Source organism: Aquisalibacillus elongatus (assembly GCF_003843875.1).
Taxonomy (GTDB): domain Bacteria; phylum Bacillota; class Bacilli; order Bacillales; family Alkalibacillaceae; genus Aquisalibacillus; species Aquisalibacillus elongatus.
The window spans coordinates 376,429-401,905 of the sequence record NZ_RKRF01000007.1 but is presented as its reverse complement, the minus strand read 5'-3'; the positions used below and the strand labels follow the sequence as shown (position 1 = coordinate 401,905).

The 25,477-nt window shown below is 36.2% G+C and carries 29 protein-coding genes and 2 riboswitches; of the genes, 4 read left to right on the top strand and 25 right to left on the bottom strand.

From position 1 onward, the window contains the following. Positions 1–220 precede the first annotated feature (220 nt). The 20 genes from EDC24_RS02695 to EDC24_RS02600 form a co-directional block, all read right to left on the bottom strand. Positions 221–1,096: a polyprenyl synthetase family protein gene (locus EDC24_RS02695; RefSeq protein WP_124219518.1), complete on the bottom strand. Its 876-nt coding sequence runs from the start codon at positions 1,094–1,096 to the stop codon at positions 221–223. A 3-nt stretch (positions 1,097–1,099) separates the two neighbouring features. Beyond that, positions 1,100–1,336 (bottom strand): exodeoxyribonuclease VII small subunit, encoded by a 237-nt coding sequence (locus tag EDC24_RS02690; protein ID WP_124219516.1) that lies wholly within the window; start codon positions 1,334–1,336, stop codon positions 1,100–1,102. Further along, the gene (gene xseA / locus EDC24_RS02685; protein ID WP_124219515.1) at positions 1,337–2,686 is read right to left on the bottom strand and encodes an exodeoxyribonuclease VII large subunit; all 1,350 of its coding nucleotides are present in this window, start codon (positions 2,684–2,686) and stop codon (positions 1,337–1,339) included. It abuts the gene before it with no gap. Positions 2,687–2,703: 17 nt separating this feature from the next. Next, the gene (folD, locus tag EDC24_RS02680; RefSeq protein WP_124219513.1) at positions 2,704–3,552 is read right to left on the bottom strand and encodes a bifunctional methylenetetrahydrofolate dehydrogenase/methenyltetrahydrofolate cyclohydrolase FolD; all 849 of its coding nucleotides are present in this window, start codon (positions 3,550–3,552) and stop codon (positions 2,704–2,706) included. Between the two features lie 10 nt (positions 3,553–3,562). Then, complete coding sequence (gene nusB, locus EDC24_RS02675) at positions 3,563–3,946, bottom strand: transcription antitermination factor NusB (protein ID WP_124219512.1); 384 nt, start codon at positions 3,944–3,946, stop codon at positions 3,563–3,565. A 169-nt stretch (positions 3,947–4,115) separates the two neighbouring features. Further along, on the bottom strand, positions 4,116–4,517 hold the full coding sequence (locus EDC24_RS02670) for an Asp23/Gls24 family envelope stress response protein (RefSeq protein WP_124219510.1): 402 nt from the start codon (positions 4,515–4,517) through the stop codon (positions 4,116–4,118). Further along, positions 4,518–5,891 carry an acetyl-CoA carboxylase biotin carboxylase subunit gene (gene accC / locus EDC24_RS02665; protein ID WP_124219508.1) on the bottom strand — a complete coding sequence of 458 codons (1,374 nt, stop codon included), beginning with the start codon at positions 5,889–5,891 and terminating at the stop codon, positions 4,518–4,520. Between the two features lie 14 nt (positions 5,892–5,905). Beyond that, the gene (gene accB / locus EDC24_RS02660) at positions 5,906–6,412 is read right to left on the bottom strand and encodes an acetyl-CoA carboxylase biotin carboxyl carrier protein (protein ID WP_124219507.1); all 507 of its coding nucleotides are present in this window, start codon (positions 6,410–6,412) and stop codon (positions 5,906–5,908) included. Between the two features lie 177 nt (positions 6,413–6,589). After that, complete coding sequence (locus tag EDC24_RS02655; RefSeq protein ID WP_124219504.1) at positions 6,590–7,183, bottom strand: SpoIIIAH-like family protein; 594 nt, start codon at positions 7,181–7,183, stop codon at positions 6,590–6,592. After that, positions 7,183–7,818: a stage III sporulation protein AG gene (gene spoIIIAG / locus EDC24_RS02650; RefSeq protein WP_124219502.1), complete on the bottom strand. Its 636-nt coding sequence runs from the start codon at positions 7,816–7,818 to the stop codon at positions 7,183–7,185. Before spoIIIAG ends, EDC24_RS02655 begins: the two co-directional genes overlap by 1 nt. Then, positions 7,818–8,435, bottom strand: coding sequence for a stage III sporulation protein AF (spoIIIAF, locus tag EDC24_RS02645; protein WP_170158449.1), 618 nt, complete (start codon positions 8,433–8,435; stop codon positions 7,818–7,820). Before spoIIIAF ends, spoIIIAG begins: the two co-directional genes overlap by 1 nt. A gap of 12 nt (positions 8,436–8,447) precedes the next feature. Further along, a complete protein-coding gene (spoIIIAE, locus tag EDC24_RS02640) occupies positions 8,448–9,611 on the bottom strand; it encodes a stage III sporulation protein AE (RefSeq protein ID WP_124219499.1) in 1,164 nt (387 codons plus the stop codon). An 18-nt stretch (positions 9,612–9,629) separates the two neighbouring features. Then, the gene (spoIIIAD, locus tag EDC24_RS02635) at positions 9,630–10,019 is read right to left on the bottom strand and encodes a stage III sporulation protein AD (protein WP_124219497.1); all 390 of its coding nucleotides are present in this window, start codon (positions 10,017–10,019) and stop codon (positions 9,630–9,632) included. Beyond that, positions 10,019–10,243 (bottom strand): stage III sporulation protein AC, encoded by a 225-nt coding sequence (gene spoIIIAC / locus EDC24_RS02630; RefSeq protein ID WP_124219495.1) that lies wholly within the window; start codon positions 10,241–10,243, stop codon positions 10,019–10,021. The genes spoIIIAD and spoIIIAC overlap by 1 nt, the downstream gene beginning before the upstream one ends. A gap of 24 nt (positions 10,244–10,267) precedes the next feature. Further along, positions 10,268–10,780 (bottom strand): stage III sporulation protein SpoIIIAB, encoded by a 513-nt coding sequence (spoIIIAB, locus tag EDC24_RS02625; protein ID WP_124219493.1) that lies wholly within the window; start codon positions 10,778–10,780, stop codon positions 10,268–10,270. Further along, positions 10,716–11,708 (bottom strand): stage III sporulation protein AA, encoded by a 993-nt coding sequence (gene spoIIIAA / locus EDC24_RS02620; protein ID WP_124219491.1) that lies wholly within the window; start codon positions 11,706–11,708, stop codon positions 10,716–10,718. Before spoIIIAA ends, spoIIIAB begins: the two co-directional genes overlap by 65 nt. 166 nt (positions 11,709–11,874) lie before the next feature. Then, positions 11,875–12,432, bottom strand: coding sequence for an elongation factor P (gene efp, locus EDC24_RS02615; RefSeq protein ID WP_124219489.1), 558 nt, complete (start codon positions 12,430–12,432; stop codon positions 11,875–11,877). Between the two features lie 22 nt (positions 12,433–12,454). Continuing rightward, positions 12,455–13,516 carry a M24 family metallopeptidase gene (locus EDC24_RS02610; protein WP_124219487.1) on the bottom strand — a complete coding sequence of 354 codons (1,062 nt, stop codon included), beginning with the start codon at positions 13,514–13,516 and terminating at the stop codon, positions 12,455–12,457. Between the two features lies 1 nt (position 13,517). Further along, positions 13,518–13,964: a type II 3-dehydroquinate dehydratase gene (gene aroQ / locus EDC24_RS02605; protein ID WP_124219485.1), complete on the bottom strand. Its 447-nt coding sequence runs from the start codon at positions 13,962–13,964 to the stop codon at positions 13,518–13,520. 42 nt (positions 13,965–14,006) lie between these two features. After that, positions 14,007–14,507 carry a YqhR family membrane protein gene (locus EDC24_RS02600; RefSeq protein WP_124219483.1) on the bottom strand — a complete coding sequence of 167 codons (501 nt, stop codon included), beginning with the start codon at positions 14,505–14,507 and terminating at the stop codon, positions 14,007–14,009. 171 nt (positions 14,508–14,678) lie between these two features. On the opposite strand from EDC24_RS02600, the gene EDC24_RS02595 reads away from it, so the two are divergent. Further along, positions 14,679–15,014, top strand: a complete 336-nt coding sequence (locus EDC24_RS02595) for an SA1362 family protein (protein ID WP_124219481.1) — start codon at positions 14,679–14,681, stop codon at positions 15,012–15,014. Between the two features lie 103 nt (positions 15,015–15,117). Here the strand turns inward: EDC24_RS02595 and EDC24_RS15105 are convergent, their stop codons facing one another. Continuing rightward, positions 15,118–15,357, bottom strand: coding sequence for a hypothetical protein (locus tag EDC24_RS15105; protein ID WP_170158448.1), 240 nt, complete (start codon positions 15,355–15,357; stop codon positions 15,118–15,120). Positions 15,358–15,424: 67 nt separating this feature from the next. Beyond that, a complete protein-coding gene (locus EDC24_RS02590; RefSeq protein ID WP_124219479.1) occupies positions 15,425–17,983 on the bottom strand; it encodes a vitamin B12-dependent ribonucleotide reductase in 2,559 nt (852 codons plus the stop codon). 357 nt (positions 17,984–18,340) lie between these two features. Here EDC24_RS02590 and EDC24_RS02585 point away from each other — a divergent pair, with 357 nt between their 5' ends. Further along, on the top strand, positions 18,341–18,676 hold the full coding sequence (locus EDC24_RS02585; RefSeq protein ID WP_425455173.1) for a rhodanese-like domain-containing protein: 336 nt from the start codon (positions 18,341–18,343) through the stop codon (positions 18,674–18,676). A 60-nt stretch (positions 18,677–18,736) separates the two neighbouring features. On the opposite strand, the gene gcvPB is transcribed toward EDC24_RS02585, so the two are convergent. The 3 genes from gcvPB to gcvT are packed head-to-tail and all read right to left on the bottom strand — an operon-like array spanning position 18,737 to position 22,657. Next, positions 18,737–20,206, bottom strand: a complete 1,470-nt coding sequence (gene gcvPB, locus EDC24_RS02580; protein ID WP_124219475.1) for an aminomethyl-transferring glycine dehydrogenase subunit GcvPB — start codon at positions 20,204–20,206, stop codon at positions 18,737–18,739. Further along, the gene (gene gcvPA / locus EDC24_RS02575) at positions 20,199–21,548 is read right to left on the bottom strand and encodes an aminomethyl-transferring glycine dehydrogenase subunit GcvPA (protein ID WP_124219473.1); all 1,350 of its coding nucleotides are present in this window, start codon (positions 21,546–21,548) and stop codon (positions 20,199–20,201) included. Before gcvPA ends, gcvPB begins: the two co-directional genes overlap by 8 nt. Positions 21,549–21,562: 14 nt before the next feature. Continuing rightward, the gene (gcvT, locus tag EDC24_RS02570; protein ID WP_124219471.1) at positions 21,563–22,657 is read right to left on the bottom strand and encodes a glycine cleavage system aminomethyltransferase GcvT; all 1,095 of its coding nucleotides are present in this window, start codon (positions 22,655–22,657) and stop codon (positions 21,563–21,565) included. Positions 22,658–22,727: 70 nt separating this feature from the next. After that, positions 22,728–22,810: riboswitch (glycine riboswitch) on the bottom strand. Positions 22,811–22,813: 3 nt separating this feature from the next. Beyond that, positions 22,814–22,907, bottom strand: a riboswitch (glycine riboswitch). A 122-nt stretch (positions 22,908–23,029) separates the two neighbouring features. On the opposite strand from gcvT, the gene EDC24_RS02565 reads away from it, so the two are divergent. After that, on the top strand, positions 23,030–24,643 hold the full coding sequence (locus EDC24_RS02565; protein WP_124219469.1) for a DEAD/DEAH box helicase: 1,614 nt from the start codon (positions 23,030–23,032) through the stop codon (positions 24,641–24,643). Then, positions 24,630–25,436, top strand: coding sequence for a YqhG family protein (locus tag EDC24_RS02560; protein ID WP_124219467.1), 807 nt, complete (start codon positions 24,630–24,632; stop codon positions 25,434–25,436). Before EDC24_RS02565 ends, EDC24_RS02560 begins: the two co-directional genes overlap by 14 nt. Positions 25,437–25,477: the final 41 nt, after the last annotated feature.

Below are 25,477 nucleotides of genomic sequence, written 5' to 3'. Positions count from 1 at the left end.
GTCAACGCCCACATGCCATTGTGGATCGCCCTGCAACCTTAACTCCCAGCATTGACCCAAGGCTGGGCGCCTCAAGCCAACACCAGGAACTTCATCGATATGCCCTTTGGCGGATTTTTAGGCCCGCCTTCAGAAGTGGAGGACCGACTAGAATACTGCACCATCCCTAATCCATTAACTATTTTATCATATGCTAGAGAATAAAAACAATTGAAGATGACTAAGCATTACGATTTCCAAAAATGTTTAATAGGCCCAGTAAAATAGGCTCGTCAATATTTGCTTCATCATATTTTTCTTTTGCATATTCCATATATTCTTCCTTTATAGAAATAGCTTGATCGAGTCCTAATAATTCAGGGTATGTGCTTTTATTATTTTCTTCATCACTTCCAACTGGTTTTCCAATTAACTCCATTTCACCACTGACATCTAAGATATCATCTTGAATCTGGAATACTAATCCTAAATATTTACCAAATTCATCTAAGGCTTCTATTTGTGGTGGTGCGGCTCCACCCAAGTAAGCTCCAATCTTGATAGATGCCCTGATGAGTTCTCCTGTTTTTAGTAAGTGAATATGATGAAGCTCTTGTTCATTCATTTCTTTGTTTTCAGCTTGTAAGTCAAGGAATTGACCTGAGATCATACCTTTAAAGCCACTGGATTGACTTAATTGTTGAATAGTATAAATCTTCTCTTCAGCTTCTAAAGCGTTTGAATTCACAACGAATTGAAAGGAATAGGTTAAAAGACCATCTCCCACTAAAATTGCTGTTGCTTCATCAAACTTCTTGTGAATCGTCTCTTGACCTCTTCTAAAATCATCATCATCCATCGCAGGTAGATCATCGTGTATTAAAGAATATGTATGAATCATTTCTAATGCCAAAGCCGGATGAATGACTTTATTTAAGTCTTTAGAAAAAGCTTCGAATGAAGCCATCATTAATATAGGGCGAAGACGTTTGCCCCCAGCTTGGATTGAATATACTAAAGCTTCGTGTAAATGACTTGGTAGATCTAAGTTTGAGAATTCTTTTTCAAATTGATCATTTATTTGATTTTGTTTCTTTTGAATGTATTGTTCAATCACCGGTTACTCTTCCTCCACATGATAGGGTTCTGTTTCACCATGGTCTTTCATAATTTCGGTCATTTCATTTTCCACCGATTGAAGTTTACCGTGACAAACCTTCGAAAGTTTCATACCTTCTTTGTAGTACTCAATCGCTTTTTCTAAAGGAACATCGCCTTCTTCTAACTTCTCAACAATACCTTCTAGCTGATTCATAGCCTGCTCAAAAGTCATCTCTTTTTCTTCTTGATTAGACATCTACAATTCCTCCTCCTTTTCTTCAATTCCCCAAACTTGACAATCTAATTGTCCATCACTTAATGATAAGTGAATAGCATCCCCAGGCTCGACATGTTTGACTGATTTTACGATTCGTTTGTCTTTATAAGGGATTGAGTAACCTCTTCTCATCGTTTCTAATGGATTTAAAATGGTAAGCTTGTTTAATTGGTTTTGAAAATTATGGCCTTTTTGTTCTTTGATGTTTGTCATCTGCTGATTTAATCGTGACATTTTATATTCAAGTTCTTTAGTTTGTTCAAGGATCACTTGTCTTGGTTGATAAGTTTTGATTTGCTCACCCAACCTTGAATATCTCGTTTTCTGATCTTGAACAAACCGCTTAGCAGATTTGTTTAATTGATTTACAACTCGGTCTAAATCTTGTTCTTTTTGCCTTGTCATTTGAATTGGGTACTTAAAAGCATAAGATTGATCTATTGACTTTATTTTTTCTCTTATATGTTCAATTTTATATTTCATGGATTGATTTAATCTTTGATTTAGGTTTTGTACTTGTTGAGTTAAGTCAATCAGTGACGGAACTGCTAATTCTGCTGCAGCTGTTGGGGTTGGCGCTCTTAAATCAGCAACAAAATCACTGATTGTAAAATCTGTTTCATGACCAACTGCTGAAATCACAGGTGTTTTAGACTGAGTAATCGCACGAGCAACTTCTTCTTCATTAAAGGCCCACAATTCTTCAATCGAACCTCCACCTCGACCAACAATAATCGTGTCAAAATCATTCAATTGATTCGCATATTCAATGCCTTTTACGATGGAAGGCGCCGCATGTTCACCTTGAACCGATACAGGAATAATGGTCCGTCGCGCCATTGGATATCGACGTTTTAAAGTGGTTATAATATCACGTACAGCTGCTCCTGTTGGTGATGTAATAATGGCAATTCTTTTTGGAAATTGAGGGATGGGCCGCTTGCGCTCTGGATGAAATAACCCTTGTTGGTCAAGCTTCTTTTTTAGTTCTTCATATGCTAAATACAATGAGCCAATTCCATCTGGTTGCATATTTTGAACATAAATTTGGTACTGGCCTTGTGGTTCATATACCGATATATCGCCTAGAACTAATACTTTCATTCCATCTTCAGGACGGAATTTTAAGTGTCTGTTAGATGAAGCAAACATGACTGCCGAAATTCTCGCTTTTTCATCCTTAAGCGTAAAATACATATGACCTCGAGAATGATGCTTAAAATTAGATATTTCGGCTTGAAGCCACACATCTTTTAAATGCTGATCTGATTCAAACTTACGCCTTATGTATTTAGTTAAAGCGGTTACGGTTAAGTACTGCTTCTCCAAGTTTAGAACTCCCTTTTCTACATAGAATATTTGGCAGCTTTAATCGTGTTGTTTAATAGCATGGTAATGGTCATCGGTCCAACCCCTTTAGGGACTGGTGTAATTTGACTAGCAATATCTTTAACTTGATCAAATGCCACATCTCCAACAACTTTTCCAGTCTCTAAAAACGTGTTGCCAACATCTACTACAACGGCTCCTTCTTTCACATATTCCTCATTAATTAACTCAGCACGCCCTACTGCAACTATTAGAATGTCAGCTGTTTTTGTTATTTCTTTTAAATTTTGAGTTTTCGAATGACAATACGTCACTGTTGCTTGGCGATTTAACAATAATTGACCCACTGGTTTCCCAACAATGTTGCTTCTTCCAATGACGACTGCATGTTTTCCCTCTATTGACACATTATAGTAATCTAATAAAGCCACAATACCTAAAGGTGTACACGGAACTAATGCATCTTGGTCAATAGATAAACGCCCTACATTTATAGGGTGAAATCCATCAACGTCTTTATTTGGGTCAATATATTCTAATACTCTTTTCTCATTTACATGCTCAGGTAAAGGTAGCTGCACTAAAATCCCATGAACTGAGCGGTCATTATTCAATAGTTCAATTTGTTTTAATAATTCATCTTCAGAAACATCTGATTGAAGTTTAATGACATCGGATTCAATTCCTACTTTTTCACAAGCTTTCTGCTTCATCCGAACGTAAGTTTTTGATGCCGGATTATCACCTATGATCAAAACACTTAACTTTGGCTTAATCTGATGTTGAACTAACTCTTGAACGTCTGTTTTTATCTCTTCTCTTATCTTATCTGCTAATACTTTTCCATACATAATAGAGGCCGACATCAAATCACCTTCACTCTTGCATAAATTTCGATAATACACCGTTTATAAACTTACCGGATTTATCTTCGTTAAAGCGTTTTGCGATTTCAACCGCTTCATTTATAGCTACCTTGCTTGGCACATCTTCTATATAAATAATTTCAAATAAAGCTATACGCAACACCGTTTTTTCAACTGTACCAATCCGGTTTAACGACCAATTTTCAAGTTTCTCATCTAGTTGTTTATCAATAATTCCTCTCTTTTCAACAACACCTTGAATTAAAGATTTAGCATATTGACTAATATCTTCATCCACCGCTTCATACATACTTTCTAATGATGCGTCTTGATTAATATCTAATTGGTATAAAACTTGAAATGCCTTCTCTCTTGCATGTCTACGTTCTTCCATTCGGTTCGTTCTCCTTTAAATATCAAAATCTCTTCTATATCCTATCACGTCCAACTATAGTTTACCACGATTTTTAACCTAAGAAAAAAGAAGGCATTAACTCCGGACGGCTAAGCTGATTTTCTGAATAAAAAGACTTGCTAGTATGAACTAGCAAGCCCCAAAATAATTAAGAATTTTGTTGTTCTTGTTCTTCTGTTTTTTCTTCCATTTGAACGCCTACAACATGAACATTTATCTCTAAAATCTCTAAAGCTGTCATGTTCTTTAATGTAGAACGAATACTGTCCTGAATTTTTTGGGCAACAGTTGGAATGGAAACACCATAATCTAATACTGTAAAAACATCAATGACTATTCCTTGGTCAGAAAGGTCGACTCTTACGCCTTTTCCATGTTTCTTTTTTCCGAAGCGCTCTGTGACATTTGAAGCGAGATTGCCTCGCATATTAGCGACGCCACTTACTTCGTTCGCTGCAATACCTGCTATTACCTCAATGACTTCCGGAGCAATTTCAACTTTACCTAAAGACTGGTCATCACTTACATTTAATAATTGTTTTTCCTCCATTTAGTTCACCTCTTCAACAGAATCATCCGTTAATACATCGTACTCTTCTAAAAATTTCGTGTTAAATTCGCCTTGGATAAATACTGGATGATTCATCATACGTTTATGGAATGGGATGGTCGAGAAAATCCCTTCAATAACAAATTCATCTAATGCACGGTTCATCCGTTTAATGGCCTCTTCTCTAGTTTGATCATAGGTAATCAGTTTTGCAATCATTGAGTCATAATAAGGCGGTATGTTCCATCCAGTATAAGCAGCGGAGTCAACTCTCACACCTAAACCACCCGGCGGAAGGTACATCTCGACTTTACCAGCGGAAGGCATAAAGTTACGGAATGGGTCTTCTGCATTAATACGGCATTCAATCGCCCATCCTTCAAACTTGATATCTTCTTGTTTGAAGGATAATGGCTCACCATTGGCTACTTTTATTTGTTGTTTGATTAAGTCAACGCCAGTTACCATTTCTGTCACAGGATGCTCCACTTGAATTCTTGTATTCATTTCCATGAAGTAGAAATTACTTTGTTTACGATCATAGATAAATTCGATCGTTCCAGCACCTACATAATCGACAGCTTCAGCAGCTTGAACCGCTGCTTGCCCCATCTTTGCTCTCGTCTCTTCATCAATGGCTGGAGATGGCGTTTCCTCAATTAACTTTTGAAGACGACGTTGAATGGTGCAATCTCGTTCACCTAAATGAACAGTGTTACCATGTTTATCAGCTAAAACTTGGATTTCAACGTGGCGGAAGTCTTCAATAAACTTCTCTAAGTAAACACCAGGGTTACCAAATGCAGTTTCGGCTTCATTTTGAGTTAATCGAATACCTTTAACGAGTTCTTCTTCGTCTCTAGCTACTCGAATCCCTTTTCCGCCACCACCGGCTGTCGCTTTAATGATCACAGGATAGCCGATTTCCTCAGCAATTTTTTTACCCTCATCAACATCTTTAATAATTCCTTCTGACCCGGGAACGATTGGTACATTTGCTTTACGCATCGTCTCACGCGCGACATCTTTTGTACCCATTTTTGAGATCGAATCAGCAGATGGGCCAATGAATGTTACGTTGACCGCTTCACACATTTCTGCAAAATCTGCATTCTCAGATAGAAAACCGTACCCAGGGTGAATAGCGTCTGAGTTAGTTAATTTAGCCAGACTCATAATATTAGTTTTATTTAAATAACTTTCTTTACTAAGCGTAGGTCCTACACAATAAGCTTCATCTGCTAACTGTACATGCAATGAATCCTTATCTGCCTCAGAATAAATTGCAACAGTTTCAATGTCTAATTCTTTACAAGCACGAATCACTCTTACCGCAATTTCTCCTCGGTTTGCAACTAAAACTTTTTGAATCACGGACAATCCCTCCTTTATTTATTTTTCACTCTGAATAGTGGTTGTCCGTATTCAACTAATTCACCGTCGTCTACTAATATTTCTACAATTTCACCTTTAACTTCAGCTTCAATCTCGTTAAATAGCTTCATTGCCTCAACAATGCAAACAACTGAATTAGCATCTACTGTATCGCCAACTTTAACATATGAATCGTCGTCTGGAGATGGTGACGCATAAAACGTTCCAACCATTGGGGATACGATTTCATGGTCAAAATCAGTTGAAGTAGTTGCTGGCTCTTCAGCAGGTACTTCTTTAGGTTCTTCTTTAGGTTCTTCTTTTTCAACTTTAGGTTTAGCTGAAGGTTGAGGTGCTTCTTGTTGAACAGGTTGTTCTTGCACTGATTTGCTAACCGTAACAACCTCTCCTTGTTCTTTTTTTAGCGTTACTTTAGTTCCATTTGTTTCATAAGTAAAATCAGAAATTGATGATTCATCAATAAGTTTAATCAGTTCACGAACTTCTTGTACTTTTAACATACCTTGCAACTCCTTTTACTTTTATTAACAGGTACTAATAATTCCTACTAATTATTGTACGATAAACAACTCACAGACTTCAACTTATCTTCAAGAATAATTTTAAAACCTTTTAAAAATTAAGTTTTAAACACAATAAATCCCATATCCTTTTAGATATGGGACTAGTTTAACAGTTTATTCTTGATTATCGTCTTCTTTGTTATCTTCTTCTTGATTATCGTCTTTTTGGTTACCTACAATGACATTCATCATGCCAAATTCATCTCTTGCCATTTGCATAAGTTCGTTTGCTTCTGTTTTCGATAATTCATCTGTAATCACAGTAATTCTTACATCATCTTCATCCTTTTGAACTAACACATCGCGATAATCCTTATCATATCGGATTGTATTTTCAAGTACTGCTTCCTTTTGACTAACGGTTAGAATCTCATTAATTTGCTCTTTAGCTTCGTTCTTTTCTTCAGAAGAGGCATTGGCTGATGCGATTACATCTTCCCACTGCTCAATTTGCTGACTTCTAGTTTCATCTTGCTCTAAACGAGTTGTTGTGAATAACTCATCGACTGTCATACCAGAAACATCTACATTTGTACCTTCGGATTCTGTACCACCTTCACCATTTTCTTCACCGTTGTTTTCATCCTGTTGTTCATCATCTTGGTCTACCACCGCCATATCATCTGGAGCAGTCATGTAATACACACTTAAAACAATTAACAAGCTTAACATTGTAATTAACCATACAGTTTGTTTTTTCAATACCATTATGATTCCTCCCTATCTTTTTGCATTACAGCAATTCGATGTGTTGAAACATCTAATAATCTTGACACTGCTTCAACCACATTTTGTTTACTCTGAACATTATCAACCCCTTCCGCGATGACCAGGACACCTCGAACAGGTGGGTTTTTCTGCTGGATCAATAATGGCTCTTCCGAGTTGTTTTTACGAAGAATGACCGTTTGATGTTCGATCGTTTCATCTTCTACGTTTCGTGTCCCACCATTTTGATCTGTTTCACTTGTTCTTTGGCGTCCGGTAATTGTATTTTTTTCATATACTTTAGAGGAAGTAGCTTCTAATTGAAGCATGACTTGTACATTTGAGATACCTTCTAGCGTTTCCAAAGCTTGAGCCAATTCTTTTTGCATTTGATTTCTAAGTTCACTTGCAACATCACCCTTTGAAGAGCTGCTGGATTGTTCTTCTTCCTTTCCTAGAAACACCTCTTCTTCCTCTATGACTGTAGGCTTCGGCTCATTTGTGTTATTTGAAAACATACTAGAAGCTATTAGAAATAAAAGACCAATCAAGCCAACTAAAATAATGTAAGAACGTTTGGTTGGCTGATTATCTTCATTCTTGAACTTAAATAGTTTCTTTAAGCTTTGAATCATTATGAATCTCCTTCCCAAATGATCTTAATTTGATCAGATGATAAATTTAATTTAGAAGAGATTTGCTGTTTGATTTCTTGATCTTGTTGTGAATTTTTTTCAGTTTCGTTTTTATTTGGTATGGTAATTGATTCTATTTCTTCGACATGGTTGTCCGATTTTTCATTGAACTGAAATGCAATAGAGTCAATATATTGTGTGGGGTCCTGGACATCGTTTAAATTGATTCCTTCTTCTAGATTGATAGATAGATTTTGTATTGCATATCCGAACTCTTCTTCAAGGTCAGGTTCTACTAAAGTTATTACTTCTTGTTCTAACTGTTCTAATATATATGCATGTTGTGAGGCTTGTATTTCATTTTTTTTAGAATTTATTTCATCTTCTAAATCTTCCCCTACGATATTTTCAACAGACGCTTCCCATTCATTCACGAACTCATTTGGATTAACGTTAAAAAGTTCAGTCAATGGGTATAAAAACAACAGGAAAATGACTAATCCAAAGACAAGTTTAATAGCCTTGTCATGTGCTGTTGAAGGAATAAGTAGTGAGATGATCGTAGCTAAGAATATGAAAAATACAACTTGTGATACCCAATCTGTAATAAAATTCAAATGCCTCACTCCTTACCTGACCATCAGCGTTAAATTTCCTACGATAATTAACATCACTAATGCAAAAAAGAACATAATCGCAACAGCTAATAAAGCTGCTAGTATATAGAAAATGTGTTTTCCCATCGTATCGATTGCTTCAACAATGGGTCCTTCTGCTACAGGCTGTAATAATGCTGCTGATAATTTAAAGATTAATCCTAAAACGAGTACTTTTAATACTGGGAATAAAACAATAATCATGATTAGGACAACACCAGCAATGCCGATTGAGTTTTTGAGCAATACAGATGCTGATAAAACGGTATCTGTTGCGTCTGTGAACATCCTTCCAATAACAGGAATAAAGTTACTCGTCATGAATTTTGCTGCTCTTATGGCAACACCATCCGCAACTGCTGCGTTCACCCCTTGTAATGACATGATTGATACAAATAATGTTAGAAAAACACCTAAGATAATAAATGCAGCTTGTTTCATCAAATTAGCTAAACGATCCACGTTGTATTCGTTGTTAATCGTACTTGCAATACTTAAAATGGCTGATAAGAAAAAAAGTGGTAAAACAACTTTACTAATTAAGACACCACTAATTTGCACAAAAATTAAAATAATGGGATTAAAAAAAGCAACGGACGCTATATTGCCAAAGGCTGCCATAAGACTTAACATTAACGGCAAAAGGGCAATCATAAAATTTCCCATAGCATCTATGGTTGCAGTTGTATATGACACAGCGTTCTGAAAGCTTGTGATGGCCAGCGTTAGTAGTACGCCAAATATGACCAGATAACTCACTTTTGAAACAGACTGATTTTCAAATGACCCAATCAAGACTTTTAAAAATACACTAAGTAACGTCAGGAAAATGAGCATTCCTAATAATTTGCCATTTGCAATCCATTCATGAATAAAAAACATCAAAAATCCATTCAACCAGTCTTGAATTGAAAATACAGAGCCGTCTTTTACAGCATCAAGCCAGTGATCACGAGTGGAAAATGGTAAATATTCTTGATAGTTTGCTAGTATTTCTTGCCACTGAGCTTGCATTTCTTCGCTTTCTGACCACTCTTCTGGTACTTCAAATAATTGATCACGTTCAGTTGCATAAATAGGCTCCACAATCGAAAAAACGGCGATAAATATTAATAAGGAAACCAAGAATTTCTTCATGAATAAATCCCTTCTTCACTAATGCGGTATAAAATTCATTAATGTCTCAAGCACAGCTATAAATATAGGTAAGGCAAAAAGCAGAATGAATATTTTTCCGACAAGTTCAACTTTTATAGCAATCGCTTCTAAATCTGCATCTTTTAATAATTGAGCCGTAAATTCTGTGATGTAAGCTATTCCTATAACTTTGAAAATCGTATCTAGATGAAGAAGTGACACGTTAAATCTAGCAACAATCTGTTGAATGACAACAAAAAGTTGTTCGATTTTATCAAGTATAAAAATAAAGACGATAACACCTGTGAAAACAATTAATAAAAAGCCAATGGATTCATGTTTTTCGCGCACTAAAATGATTAATAAAGCAGCAACAATTACGACCGTTAATATTTGTAAGATTTGCATTACATAAATAAACCTCTGACGATAATTTGTAAGAGAAATACAGATTTGATTTGTTGGAATAGTCTAGACAGATGATCGACTACGATCACTAAAACAATAATAAAACCGATTAATGTCGCCCATTGTGCCATGTCTTCCTTCCCCATTTGCTTCAGAATGGTATGAATCATGGCGACGATAATGCCAATGCCTGCTATTTGAAATAATAAATATACATCCCCCATCTATCTAAACCTCCTAGATCATTCTTATAAGAATATTAAAGTCAGTAATAAACCAAATAACACTCCTAGTGCGCGAAACATATTAGAAAACCTTTTTTCCTCTTCTGATGCCTCATTTAGCTCATGTTGAAGGTGTACCTTGGCCAGATGAATTTGTTTCTGTTGTTGTTCTAGATTGTGAATACCTAATGTTTGTCCAAACTGAATCATAATTTCTTTCTCACGGTTTTTCATAGCTGTATGATGCCATTTCTTCTCGAACATTCGATTCCAAATGGTATGTAGAGGTTCATGGGTATTTTTTAACTCAACAGAGATGTCATAAAACATATAACTTAAAGGGGGGTGAAGCTGTTTGGATATTTTATTTAACACCTGGTGTATCGGTTCTTGTCCATAAACCATTTCTGCTTCCATAATCTGAAGAGCATGTAACATATCACGAATTTGTTTGGGACGCTTGGCGTAATTTCTAGCGATATCGAGTCCGACCCACGTGCACGTGAACAGTATCAGAATGGCCCCGATCCATTTCATGTCGATTTCCCCTTACTTTTTTTGTTAATAATTTAAAGTTCTCATCATACACGCTTTCTACTACTCCAGGAGAGTTTTCATAATTGAGCACGATATACCGCTCGAATACTTGTCCATCGAATAATGGTTTCAACGAAGGACGTTTTAAAACTTCATCTAATGTGTAACCATGAACACTACAGATGACTTGTACACCGGCATGTATAGCTTCATTAATGCTATTAACATCCTCTTCATCACCAATTTCATCAACGACTATGACTTCTGGTGACATAGAGCGGATCATCATCATCATGCCTTCTGCTTTGGGACAATCGGCCATAACGTCCGTTTTTCTACCTACATCATGCTGTGGGATACCTTCATATGAAGCTGCTATTTCTGACCGTTCATCAATTAATGAAATCCGTCTTGGCTGAAAACCATTAACGCCATTACTAATCGTACGAACAAGATCTCTTAATATCGTTGTTTTACCAGATTTAGGAGCACCTATTATCATCGTATTGTGTATCTGTTTATTTTTATGATTGTAAATATGATTCATCACTTTAGATGCAGAACCAATATGTTCTTTAGCAACCCGAATGTTAAAAGAAGAGATTTGCGTAATAGCTTGAACTTGTCCATCTGATAACGTTACTTTCCCTGCAATGCCGATGCGGTGACCTCCCTTGATCGTTATAAAACCATTTCTAAGTTCTTCTTCCATTCGATAAACGGAATGTTGACTAATTTTGCCTAAAAACTCTTTTGCATCTTGTTCACTGAACGTTAAATGCTCTAAAAATTCACTATGATGGTGAAAAACATATTCGATAGGTTTATTAATACGAAGGCGAATCTCTTCTAAATTTTGTAGTCGATCGTTTAATTGTATGGTCGAATGCTCGATATGTTGGGGAAGCATGTCTAATATTTCTTTCATCTGTCACCCTCCTATAGATACAACTATTCTATGAAAGCTATGATGTGAATATGAAAAACGTTAAGGAATTCTATTAAAAAAGATAAATCGAAGGAGAAAGATTTAAACAAAAAAAGAAGTGCCTTAAAAGACACTTCTTTAAAACATGTTATTAACTTATAAATGACTAGGCACGTGATACATATTTTCCATCTGATGTACTAACAACTAGAACATCACCTTTATTTACGAAAAATGGTACCTGTACCGTATATCCTGTTTCTAATGTAGCCGGTTTTGTTCCGCCACTTGCTGTATCACCCTTAACTCCAGGTTCAGTTTCTACAACTTCTAACTCAACGTTATTCGGAAGCTCTATTCCTAATGTATCACCTTCGTACATTAGAACTGTTACTTCCATATTTTCTTTCATGAAGTTTAAATCATTTTCAATAGTTTTATTTGGAATCTCAATTTGTTCAAATGTTTCTGTATCCATAAATGCGTGATTGTTTCCATCTGCATAAAGGTATTGCATTTTTCTTCTTTCTAAGTGTGCTTTATTAACTTTCTCACCAGCTCTAAATGTTTTTTCTTGAATACTCCCAGTTTCTAAATTACGAAGTTTAGATCTAACAAAGGCTGCACCTTTACCTGGCTTAACGTGTTGGAATTCAATGACTTGCCATATAGAACCATCTAGTTCAATGGTTAGTCCTGTTTTAAAATCGTTTACTGATATCATGTTACTTCCTCCTTCAAGTCCATTATAACGTAATAAGTTCTTTTGTTGAGAATGTTAGTGTTTCATTACCGTTTTCAGTAATGACTGTATCGTCTTCAATTCGGCAGCCTCCGACGTCTGGTACGTAAATACCAGGTTCAATTGTAACAACCATGCCTGGTTCTAATTTCTTTTCTGATCTAAAGGATAGCGCAGGTCCTTCATGTACGTCCATGCCTAAACCGTGACCTGTTGAATGTCCGAAATACTCACCATAACCTTGTTCTTTAATGTAATCACGAGTGAGTGCATCCGCTTCAACCCCGGTCATTCCTGCCTTGGTTCCCTTCATTCCACGTAGTTGTGCTTCTAATACGACATCATAAATTTCTTTTAATTGATCGTTAATCTCACCAACGGCTAAGGTTCTTGTAATATCAGAGCAATAACCATTATATAACGCACCAAAATCAAGTGTCACTAGTTCTCCTGATTGAATTTCTTTCTCTGATGCTACGCCGTGAGGTAATGCTCCACGGTAACCTGATGCGACAATGATATCAAATGACGAAGATACAGCCCCTTGTTTACGCATAAAGAATTCTAATTCATTGGACACATCAATTTCTTTAACACCAGGCTTAATAAACGATTGAATGTGTTCATAGGCTGCATCTGCTATTTGAGCAGCATCCTTAAGGACTTTAATCTCATCCTCTGTTTTAATTAGTCTTAATTCCTCAACCATTCCTGATAAAGGGATAAATTCACTGGATAATTCATCACGATATGTTTCAAACGTCGAGTAAGTTACATGTTCTTTTTCAAACCCTAAGCGTTTAATTCCTAGTTTTTTAACTTGGTCTGCCACTTCTTTATGAATAGGGCCTTTGTGTTCAACGAGTTCAAAACCTTTTACTTGTTCACGGGCTTGAACCGTATACCTGAAATCAGTTATAAATAGGGCTTGCTCCCCTGTTACTAATACAACTCCAGCTGTTCCTGTGAAACCCGTTAAATATCTTCTGTTCTGCCCATTCGTTACTAAAAATCCGTCAACGTCTTGTTTTTGTAGCTGTTCACGTAAACGTGTTAGTTTCTTCATTTTAAGACTCTCCCTTTTCTAGTATTTTTACCATTGCAAGTGCTGCTGCTAAATAGCCATTTGAACCCAACCCAGTAATTTGACCATCAGCAACTGGCGCGATATAAGAATTAGATCGGAATGATTCGCGATTATGTATGTTTGAGAGATGCACTTCAATGACAGGAATGTCAATAGCATCAACGGCATCTCTAATGGCAACACTGGTATGAGTGTATCCTGCTGGGTTAAAAATTACACCAGAAGAAGATTTACTTGCTTTTTGCAAAGCATCTACCAGTTCCCCTTCGTGATTTGATTGAAAGGTTTCTACTTCCAAATCATAACGTTTTAAAAATCGAATTACTTCCTGCTCAATGTCTTGTAACGTTTTCGCACCATAAACCGATTGATCTCTTTGCCCTAAAAGGTTAAGATTAGGTCCATTCAGCAATAAAATTTGACGCATGATTATCCCCTTAAAAATTTTTCTGATAATAGTTTACCATACTTATGCTTCATTTTGTGTACGTTCTGGCACAACCCTTCGATCATGATGTTCATATGAAATCGTATAACCAACAAAAACACCGTATAAAATAAATTGACACAACGTTGTTACAATTGTATCAGATTTCATCTCTGTAATTGAAGGCACGTAAGAGAACATAGGGTTCATAATAATTAAAATAAGGACCCAAATACCAATTCCAAACATAACCCCTGGCATAATTCCATGTAACTTCTTAAATAAAAAATAATATATAAGCGCTGGAATAATACCGAGAATGATTAAGATTAATAAACTGATGACTTCACCAAGTATTCCTTCAGTCCAACTACCACTGAAAAATGAACGTAATATAAATGAAGCATGTGAAACTTCAGAGAATGAAAAGAAATAAGCAATTGAGCTTACAATCCCCCAAATCAACCCACCAGCGGCTCCACAAAACAAACTTTTTAAAAATACGGAATGCTGACTTTCCTCTTGATTATTATGTTTCGACATCTCCTATCACTCCTTCGATTCATATTTTATACGTTTAAATTGATTTCATACTCGAGGTCTTCATGTACGAATATCTTATTTTTTAGTAAAATATAAATAGGATATTGTATAGATTTCTACATACATGGAAATATAATAATAAGTTAAAAGATTCATTGAAAGGAGCTTGACATGGGTAATAATTTTAAATATTTCGTATATGGAATTATTGGTCTAGCCGCTATTGGACTTTTATATAATCTTTTTTTTAATACCGTTAGCTTCTTTAAAAGTATCTTAATGATGGTTGGATTTGCTGTCATCTTAGGATTTGTGATTTACTATTTTCTAATTGGTAGACATAAAAGTTCCGTTAGTTCGGGATATCGAAAAGCAGTTAAACAGTCTCGTAAAAAATATGGCAAAGCTAATTCAACTTACTCCTCAAATACATCAAAGCCTGGTAAAATACAACGGCATAGCAAAAAGGCTTCTCATTTAACCGTTATAAAAGGCAATAAAAAATAGCTGTGATCTAGTGTCTAGATTCAGCTATTTTTTATGGCTTCCATGTTTTAAAAAAGGTCTCTGCTCTAAGCTTTCCTAATTCATACAAATACTCTTCCTCTTCTCAGTCAAAATCAGTAGCATTTATGCTTTCTTTTATCGGAATAAAAATTATATCCTTGGCTTTATCTTTGGAGATATATCGCGAATCGTGAGCATGAATCATCGTTGAAATAATAGGTGGCAACATATCTATAGCATTTTTAATCTCTTGTTTTGGAACTATTGAATCCTGTGAACTTAGTTTAATACCTAGAGTCGGACGATCCGCTCGTTTCTTTTCATCTCTATTTAGACATAACATTTTATGACGGAGAAAGGTGGGATAGAACAAAAAAAGAGCCTAGCAAAAGCTACTAGACTCTAGTAAATTATATTCCGCATTTAAGTTGTGCACCACAGTTGGTACATGTGTTACATCCGCCAACGTCTTCAATACTTCCTTGACGGCAAACAGGACATGTGTCGCCAACTTCAGATCCAATGGATACGTCTGTTTTATCTAATTCTTGGACGGTATCCATTAACACAACCTTCTTTTCTTCTTCTTCAAATAACTCTTGTTGCTCTGATTGATCATTCTCTTCAGCTTTTAAGGTTAACACTTGTGTATCTCGGCTACCGTCAACGTATACGGTGCCACCCTTAGCGCCTCCTTTGTAAAGACGACGATAGACTTTCTCGACTTGATCGACTCGATAACCTTTTGGAGCGTTAACAGTTTTTGAAATTGAACTATCGACCCAACGCTGAATAACACATTGTGTATCCGCATGCGCTTCAGGTGATAAACTCATAGCTGTTATAAACCAATTAGGCAGTTCGTCTTTCGGTGCTTCTGGATTTAAGTCGTAATACTCTTCTGCAATATCTGCCTTTACTTCAATAAATTTACCTAAACGGCCACTACGATAATACGTGAATGAGAAGTAAGGTTCTAACCCAGTAGATACACCTACCATAGTTCCAGTTGACCCAGTAGGAGCCACCGTCAACAAGTGGGAATTACGAATGCCGTGCTCAAGGATACCCTCTTTAATGTCATCAGGCATCTTTTGCATGTACCCCGTATTGACGAAGCGTTCACGCAGTGTTTGTGTTTCCTCTTCTGTCTCACCAATTAAAAACGGAAAACTTCCTTTTTCCTTCGCTAATTCAATAGATGCTCGATAAGCTGTCGTTGCGATCGTTTCAAAGATTTGATCTACTAAGTGATTACCTGCTTCAGACCCATATTCAGTCTCACAATAAATTAGCAAATCATGTAAGCCCATAACACCTAAGCCAACACGACGCTCACCTAATGCTTGTTTACGGTTTTCATCTAGGAAATACGGTGTTGCATCAATGACGTTATCTTGCATTCTAACGCCAACTTCAACTGTCTCTTTTAGTTTCTCAAAATCGGGTTTTCTGCGATTTTTATCTGCTATATTTGCTAGATTAACAGCAGCTAAATTACAAACTGAGTACGGTGCTAGTGGTTGTTCCCCACAAGGGTTTGTGGCAACAACTTTTTGACCATACGCTTGTGCGTTCGTTTCTTTATTTGCATTATCAATAAAGAAGATACCTGGTTCAGCAGAATAAGTGGCACAAATGTTTATTAAGTTCCACAACTCACGAGCTTTTATGGTTTTATATGTTTTTGTTGCAAATCCTAATCTTTCCCATTCGCGAACATCACCATACTCATGCCAATGTTCATTATAGTAAGCCATCGATTCTTCATCATAACGTTCAACGTCAGGAAAACGAAGGTCATATGACGTATCATGATCAACAGCTTCCATGAATTCATCCGTAATACAGACCGAAATATTCGCACCTGTTAAGAATTCAGGATTATGAACACTATATGTTCCGCCATCACGTAATTTATTTTCAGCTTCACGAATATTCTCTTCTGAAAATCCACCTTGCCCAGGTATGTGTTTGTAGTTAACAATACCTTGATACATTTGTTCCTCAGCAATTGATAACGGCGTAAATTTAAGTTTATCTTTTGCCATTTGTTGAATCGTTTCATCATCGATGTTTTCAATTAAATATCTTAAAATTCTAGGGTTTTGCATTTTAGAGATAATAAACTCAATAATATCTGGATGCCAGTCATTGAGCATGATCATTTGTGCCCCACGTCTAGAGCCACCTTGCTCAACTAAATGGGTTAACTTAGCGATATCATCAAGCCAAGATACAGACCCTGATGACTTACCATTAACACCCCTAGCTAATGCGTTACGAGGTCTTAATGTAGAACCGTTCGTACCAACTCCGCCACCGCGTGACATAATTTCCATCACTTGCTTACGGTGATCACTAATTCCTTCTCTAGAATCTTTTATAAAAGGCATAACGTAACAATTGAAATATGTAACGTCAGTATTAGACCCAGCTCCATATAAGACTCGTCCAGCTGGAACAAAGTTTAGATTAGATAATTCTTTGTTAAACTTTTCGAACCACTCTTGTCGTTTATCTTCTGTTCGTTCCACTTCAGCAAGACCCGTAGAGTTTCTTAGTGCAATCTGTTCATAATAAACTTCTAATGGCTTGTCGATAACACTGATCGATCTTTCAATAATACCTGTTTCTTGTTCATGTTCATCTTCAAGTACATGAGTAAAATCATTATCTACTTTAATTTCAGCCTTTTGCATTTCATGATTAATTGATACAATATATCCGGTACCTCTAGCAGGAAATTTTGGGTCGTCTTTAACTGTTAAGACAACAAAATCTCCTTCTTTTAATGTTTTCTTTTCTGTGTCCTTAAATGCATAACGATCAAGCATTACTAATCGGGATACACCTTTATGTGTTGTGTTCATCTCTGAAGTGATCGGGTGTACATGCGGAAATTGTTTAATATCTTCATTTAAACGTTCCACATCAATTTCCATTTCCCGTGCTTTAACACCTAGCATTTGCGTCACTCCTTTTTCGACAATATATGCAATGTCTTCAAAATTGCTTGTTGAATTAAAGATAACAGAACGTAACATATAATTCAATATGTAGTATTAATTTTTTAATTTTAATACTATATATCGGACATTAAGCATAGGAACCTTTTAAAGTCAAGTTAAATTTAATGTCGAACTTTATAATTTTATGTAAGTTAGAACTTGATTATTTCCTTTTTAACAAATTTTATCTTTGAATAATGGGCCATTGCCTAATATAATATTAATAGAAAGACTAGAGAGGGGATAGGGATTAACATGCTTGATATTTTAGTCACTATATTAATAGTTATTGCTATTTTTATCCTAATTGGTGTCATGCGCTATGTTAGAACACAGCGGTATTTAAAAACTTTAACAGAACCACAATTTATTGAAGGTTACCGTAAAGCTCAACTAATTGATGTGCGTGAGCCTAATGAATTTGAACGCGGACACATTCTAGGTGCTAGAAATATTCCAATGTCACAGCTAAAAACACGTCTTCTAGAAGTTAGAAAAGATCAACCGGTATACCTTTATTGCCAAAGTGGACAACGTTCATTACGTGCAGCAACTATTTTAAAGAAAAATGGTTACCAAGACTTAAATCACTTAAAAGGTGGCTTCCGTAAGTGGACAGGGAAAGTTAAAGTTAAAAAGAAAGCTTACTAAAATTTAAGTCTATATAAAAAAAAGCTCGACCTATCAAAATGATAAGGTCGAGCTTTTTCTTTATTCTTCAGTTCGATAATATCGAAGAACTGGTTTTCTTGCAGCTTGTGTTTCATCTAAACGACTAATAACGGTTGTATATGGTGCCTCTTGAACTAATTCAGGATCTTCTTTTGCTTCATTGGAAATTTGAATCATAGCATCTATGAATTCATCCAACGTTTCTTTCGATTCTGTCTCAGTCGGCTCAACCATTAATGCCTCTTCCACGTTTAACGGGAAGTAAATCGTAGGTGGATGATAGCCAAAATCAAGAAGTCTTTTCGCGATGTCTAATGTTCTAACGCCAAGTTTTTTCTGATTTTTACCAGATAGCACGAACTCATGTTTACAATGTTGCGTAAACGGTAGTTCATACTCTTCTTGAAGTCTACGCATCATATAGTTAGCATTTAAGACCGCATTCTCGCTTACTTGTTTTAACCCATCTGGTCCCATCGAACGGATATAGGTATAAGCTCTGACATTGATACCAAAGTTACCGTAATACGGTTTAACTCGACCAATTGAATCCGGTCGGTCATGGTCAAAGTAATATGATTCACCATTAGTCGTTAACACAGGTTTTGGTAAAAACTTAGCTAACTCTTCGGATACACCGACTGGACCAGAACCCGGTCCACCACCACCGTGTGGGCCAGTGAATGTCTTGTGTAAATTTAAGTGAACCACATCAAATCCCATATCACCTGGTCTAGCATATCCCATGATCGCATTTAAGTTTGCGCCATCATAATACAAGCGTCCGCCTGCATCATGAATGATATTGGCCATTTCAACGATATGCTCTTCAAACAGACCTAGCGTATTTGGATTCGTTAACATTAACGCAGCTGTATCATCGCCAACTACACGTTTTAGATCTTCGAGATCCACTAAACCTCTTTCATCTGATTTAACTGTTACAGCTTCAAAACCGGCTACTGTAGCTGATGCTGGGTTAGTTCCGTGTGCTGAATCAGGAACAATGACTTTCGTACGATTATAGTCACCATTCGCTTCGTGGAAAGCACGAATCATCATGAGTCCCGTCCACTCACCTTGCGCACCTGCTGCAGGTTGCAAGGTTACATCATACATTCCTGTAATTTCAGATAAGGAACTTTGAAGATCATACATTAACCCTAATGCACCTTGTACTGTGCTTTCATCTTGATACGGATGAATTTGACTAAACCCTGGGAAACGAGCCACGTCTTCATTAATTTTTGGATTATACTTCATCGTACAAGACCCAAGTGGGTAAAACCCTGAATCTACTCCATGGTTTCGTTTAGATAATGCTGTATAATGACGCATAATCTGTAGTTCACTTACTTCAGGTAAATCTGGATTCGTCTGACGAATGTAATCTGAACTGAATTCAGAGTCTAAATCAACATCTGGTACATCCAATTCTGGCAAACTATAACCTTTGCGATTTTCCTGACTTAATTCAAAAATGACTGGGAAATCTGCTTGCTTAGTCATTCAAATCACCTACTTCCTTAACGAACTGATCGATTTCTTCTTTCGTTCTAATCTCAGTCACAGCGATTAACATATGGTTCTTCCATTCACCGCTTAACGAACCTAAGTTAAAGCCTCCAATAAAACCATTTTCTCTAAGTTTTTCATTTAATTGACTTACATCTTGATTCACATTTACGACAAATTCGTTAAAAAACGATCCTTCATAAACAATATCTATTCCATGTTGTTCAAACTGAGTTTTAGCGTAACGGGCTTTTTTCATATTAAGTTCAGCCATTTCTTTAACACCTTGCTTACCTAATGCGCTCATTGCCACTGATGATGCAAGGGCATTTAACGCTTGGTTGGAACATATATTAGAGGTTGCCTTATCACGTCTAATATGCTGTTCACGTGCCTGAAGGGTTAATACAAAGCCTCTATATCCTTCTTCATCTACAGTCTGACCGACTAAACGCCCAGGTACTTTACGCATTAACTTTTTAGTAGTAGCGAAATAACCACAATGTGGTCCACCAAACTGTCCAGGGATCCCAAACACTTGAGTATCACCTACGACAATATCTGCGCCAAATTCGCCCGGCGGTGTTAAGTATCCTAACGCTAGTGGATTACTCGAGACCACCATCATCGATTTCTTTCGATCAGCTAATAATTCGTTAACTTCTTTTAAAGGTTCAATTTGACCTAAGAAGTTTGGATATTGAAGAACAACACTAGCTGTATCATCATCTAATTCACTTTTAAGCTGTTCTAAGTCTGTTAGGCCATTTTTTACATCAATCTCTACAACCTCTAACCCTGGACCTTTCGCATACGTATGAATAACCTCTAACGATTCAGGATGGACAGCTTTTGAGACAAGTACTTTCTTCTTGCGAGTTTGACCCGCGCTTAGGTTAACCGCTTCAGCAAGCGCTGTTCCACCGTCATACATGGAGGAGTTAGAAACTTCCATTCCAGTTAACTCACTAATCATCGTTTGAAATTCAAAAATCGCTTGTAGTTCACCTTGTGAAATTTCAGGTTGATAAGGTGTGTAAGCCGTATAAAACTCAGATCTTGAAATCACATGGTCTACAATCGATGGGATATAGTGCTGATAAACACCAGCCCCTAAAAATGACGTATGTGTTTCTAAATTAACATTTTGATTCGCTAATTGACTTAATTCTTTCTTTAATTCGAATTCATTTTTTGCTGGTTTAATATTAAGATCGCCTTTGAACCGGACATCATCAGGGATATCAGCAAATAATTCTTCAGTTGAATCAACGCCTACTGTTTTAAGCATTGACTTTTTGTCTTCTTCTGTCATCGGAATATAACGATGTTGCATAGAAATCACCCCTCTTACTTTCTTTTATAAAATGGTGTTGGAACCACTTTTGCTTGTAAAACTCGTTTCCTTACTTGAATATCCAGTAACTGATTTTCTTCAGCATATTCTGACTGGACTAATGCTAACCCTAAGTTTTTACCTAAAGTTGGCGATTGGGTTCCAGATGTAATAAAACCTATAACTTCTCCATCTTTAAGTACATCGTAGCCATGACGCGGGATTCCTTTATCAATCATTTCAATCCCAACTAGTTTACGTTTAGGGCCGTTTTGTTTCTGTTCAGCTAAAACGGTTTTCCCAATAAAATCTGCATCCTTCTTAACTTTAACGGCAAAATTCAGTCCCGCTTCAATTGGTGTAATATCTTTTGATAACTCCTGACCATACAGTGCAAGATTTGCCTCGAAACGTAACGTATCGCGAGCCCCTAATCCAATTGGTGATACTCCATAAGCTTCTCCTGCTTTCAGTATTGCCTTCCAAAGATCGATACCACTTTCATGATGGATATAAATTTCAAATCCATCTTCTCCTGTATACCCCGTTCTTGAAATTAAAGCTCCGTTCTCAATACCTTTTAAGTTAACATCTTGTTTGAAACGAAAGAATTTAATCTCACTTAGATCTTCATCAGTTAATGTTTGCAATATTGCTTCTGCTTTAGGGCCCTGAATCGCTAGCTGAACATATTGTGACGAAACATTCTGAACTTTCACGTCACCTTCAACATGTTTCATGAGCCATTCATAATCTTTTTCAACATTAGCCGCATTTAGGACTAGCAAATATTTCTTTTCATCTAATTTGTATACAATTAAGTCGTCAACCGTTCCACCATCTTCATAGCACATGATTGTATACTGAGCCTGATTTACGCTTACTTTCGATAAATCGTTCGTAAGCATTTTTTGTAAGTATGCTTCACTATCTGGTCCTTCAACTAAAACTTCCCCCATATGAGAGACATCAAATAATCCTGCTTTTTCACGTGTCGTATGGTGCTCATCTTTAATACCTACAAATTGAACAGGCATTTCCCAGCCACCAAAATCTACTGTCTTAGCATCGTAAACAGGATAAATTGGCGTGCGCTTTAAATCTCCCATTCTCATCCCTCCAATTAAGTTGTCGTTTAAAACATAAAAAAAGAGAATACCAAATGAAACATTCGGAATTCTCTGTCCTGACACCTGAAAGTTTGATAACACTAGGAGTGTTACTTGCATCTTTGGTGGCTCTAGATCGAGCTCTCTCCAGAGTGGCGTCCTACAAGAGTCTTTTTGCCTGAGAGATTCATACGCACATACGTACTTGCTCCGTCGGCGCCACAAAAGTGATCTCTCCCCTTGTAATCATTCGCCTCATGATATTTTCTTTTTATGTACATAATAATACTATACTTGTGTCACATTATAGCATATGTGTGTACATTGTGTAAGCGTCATCATCGATTTATATTTTAGAGAGGAGTTAGGTCGATGAGTTTAATTATTGATGCTCAAGAATTAAATGAAGAATCACTCAATCACGACCAGCTTTCAGACTGGGATACTTTTAAACAAGCCTATCAATTAAGCCAAATAAAAACAAACCATAAAAATGACATCTCCTGCATGCAATATTTGCCTAATTTAACATTAATGCCCCACCAACTGGATGCTGTAAAAAAAGTCTTACATCAAATGCATGGTCGAGCTATACTCGCAGATGAGGTTGGGTTAGGTAAAACCATAGAAGCAGGGGTAATATTAAAAGAATTAATGGTCAAAAACTTAGTGAAAAAAGTTTTGATCTTAGTTCCTTCATCTTTAATTAGACAATGGGAAACCGAATTACAGCAAACCTTCTACATCCCAGCTCGCGCTAAACATCGTTCTTACCCTTGGCAGGCTTATGATATCGTTGTCTCATCTATTGACTTAGCCAAAAAAGAACCGCATTCCAGTGAAATTTTGAACGAAGAATATGACATGCTAATTATTGATGAAGCTCATCGTCTTAAAAACCCTAAAACTAGAAACTATCAATTTGTTAGTCAGATTAAATCAACTTACTGCTTGTTACTGACCGCAACGCCCATACAAAATAAAATAGATGAGATATATTATTTAATGTCCATCGTACGACCAGGGTTACTTGGCGATAAAACATCATTTAAAAAGACCGTTAGACAAGAAAGACAAAACTCTGATAGTCAAGCGATACAAACACTTGTAAAACAATCCATGATACGTAATAGACGATCGGAAACAACGAGTGAATGGACAGGTCGTGAAATTGAAACGATTCATGTAGATTTTACAGAAGAAGAATTTGAGTTTTACCAAGAATTAGAAGCCATAAATACACCTCATTCGTTTACAACCCTAACGTTACAGCGAGAGATTTGCTCAAGCCGAGAGGCTTGTTATCAATCCATTAAACAATCCAAATGGAATGACGAGGTTAAGAAGGAATGGATGAGTAAAATTGAACGACTACCACATCATGCAAAAGCATTAAAAACAGTTGAATTTGTTAAGTCATTGAATGAAAAATGCATTATTTTTACCGAATACAAATCAACTCAAATATATTTACAATGGCTATTACACCAAAACGGAATCTTCTCGGTGACGTACAACGGGGACTTTCGTAAAAGCAAGAAAGAATGGATGGTACAACTATTTAAAAACAAAGCTCAAGTATTAATCGCAACTGATGCTGGTGGTGAAGGGTTAAACCTACAATTCTGTCATCATATGATTCACTATGATTTGCCTTGGAATCCGATGAAATTGGAGCAACGTATTGGACGAATACATCGATTTGGACAAGAAAAAGACGTTAATATTTATTACACTGTGCTCAATAATACGATTGATCAACGTATTTTAAACTTACTATATAATAAATTAGATTTATTCAAAGACGTCATCGGTGAACTTGATCAAATATTAAGTTCGTTAGGTATCCAAAGTTTAGAGAATGAAATTGAAGAGATTATGTATGAATCACAATCTGAGAAAGAAGTTTCTATTAAAGTCGACCATCTTCTTTCAGTTATAAGTGATAGTCATGTAGAAAGGGACATAGCCAATGAATCAAGCTGAGATTCACGAGTTTCTCATTGATTTCTTTTATAAACGAAAAGCCACAATTGAATATAACGAACAAGGTATACTTAAGGTTAAACTAACTGAAGAGCTTGATAAAAGACTGATGAATCGTCCATTTTATTGGCAGTATGTTAAAAAGTTAGGGTATCAAGGAGACCCTATGACCGTAACATTTATTTCTGATGAAAATAAGAAAGAGGAAAAAGGTGAATGGATTCACTACGGTTCTCCGAGACTTGAACAACTATTTCAGGTTATTCGTGAAGAAGGTCAATATACTGAGTTATATCAAAGTGCCAACTCTAACAAAAGACAAGCGCTCCACCCATGGTTAATTTGTAATTTAATCGTACGTTACCAAGGTGCTTATACACACGAAGAACCAGTTAGTATTGGTGTTTATTTAATTAATGGTACAATGCGATTTAAAATGATGGATGAAATTATGAATAAAGACTTTTTAACGACGATACCTGATTTTTGTTATAAGATTCCACCTATTATCTCAAAAAATCGTGCGATTAAAATGATTAACCAAGAACTATCAGACCGTATCAAGACTAAGTCCAAAACATTTGAACAAGAATCTATAGAATTATATGAAAAGGAAATAAACATGACCAATCAATTATTTCAAGGGCGAGATGAAGAAGACGGTACTTTAAAACAAAATATTGAACAACAAATTCAGGATCGACTCTACCCAAAAGTACATCTAAATTTAGTTAATTATGGTGTGTTTTATATGACTGAACAACACTCAAAGGAATTAATGTCGATTTCTTAAAAAAATATAATTTACTTGTTTTTCAGTTTTCTTATTGTTTT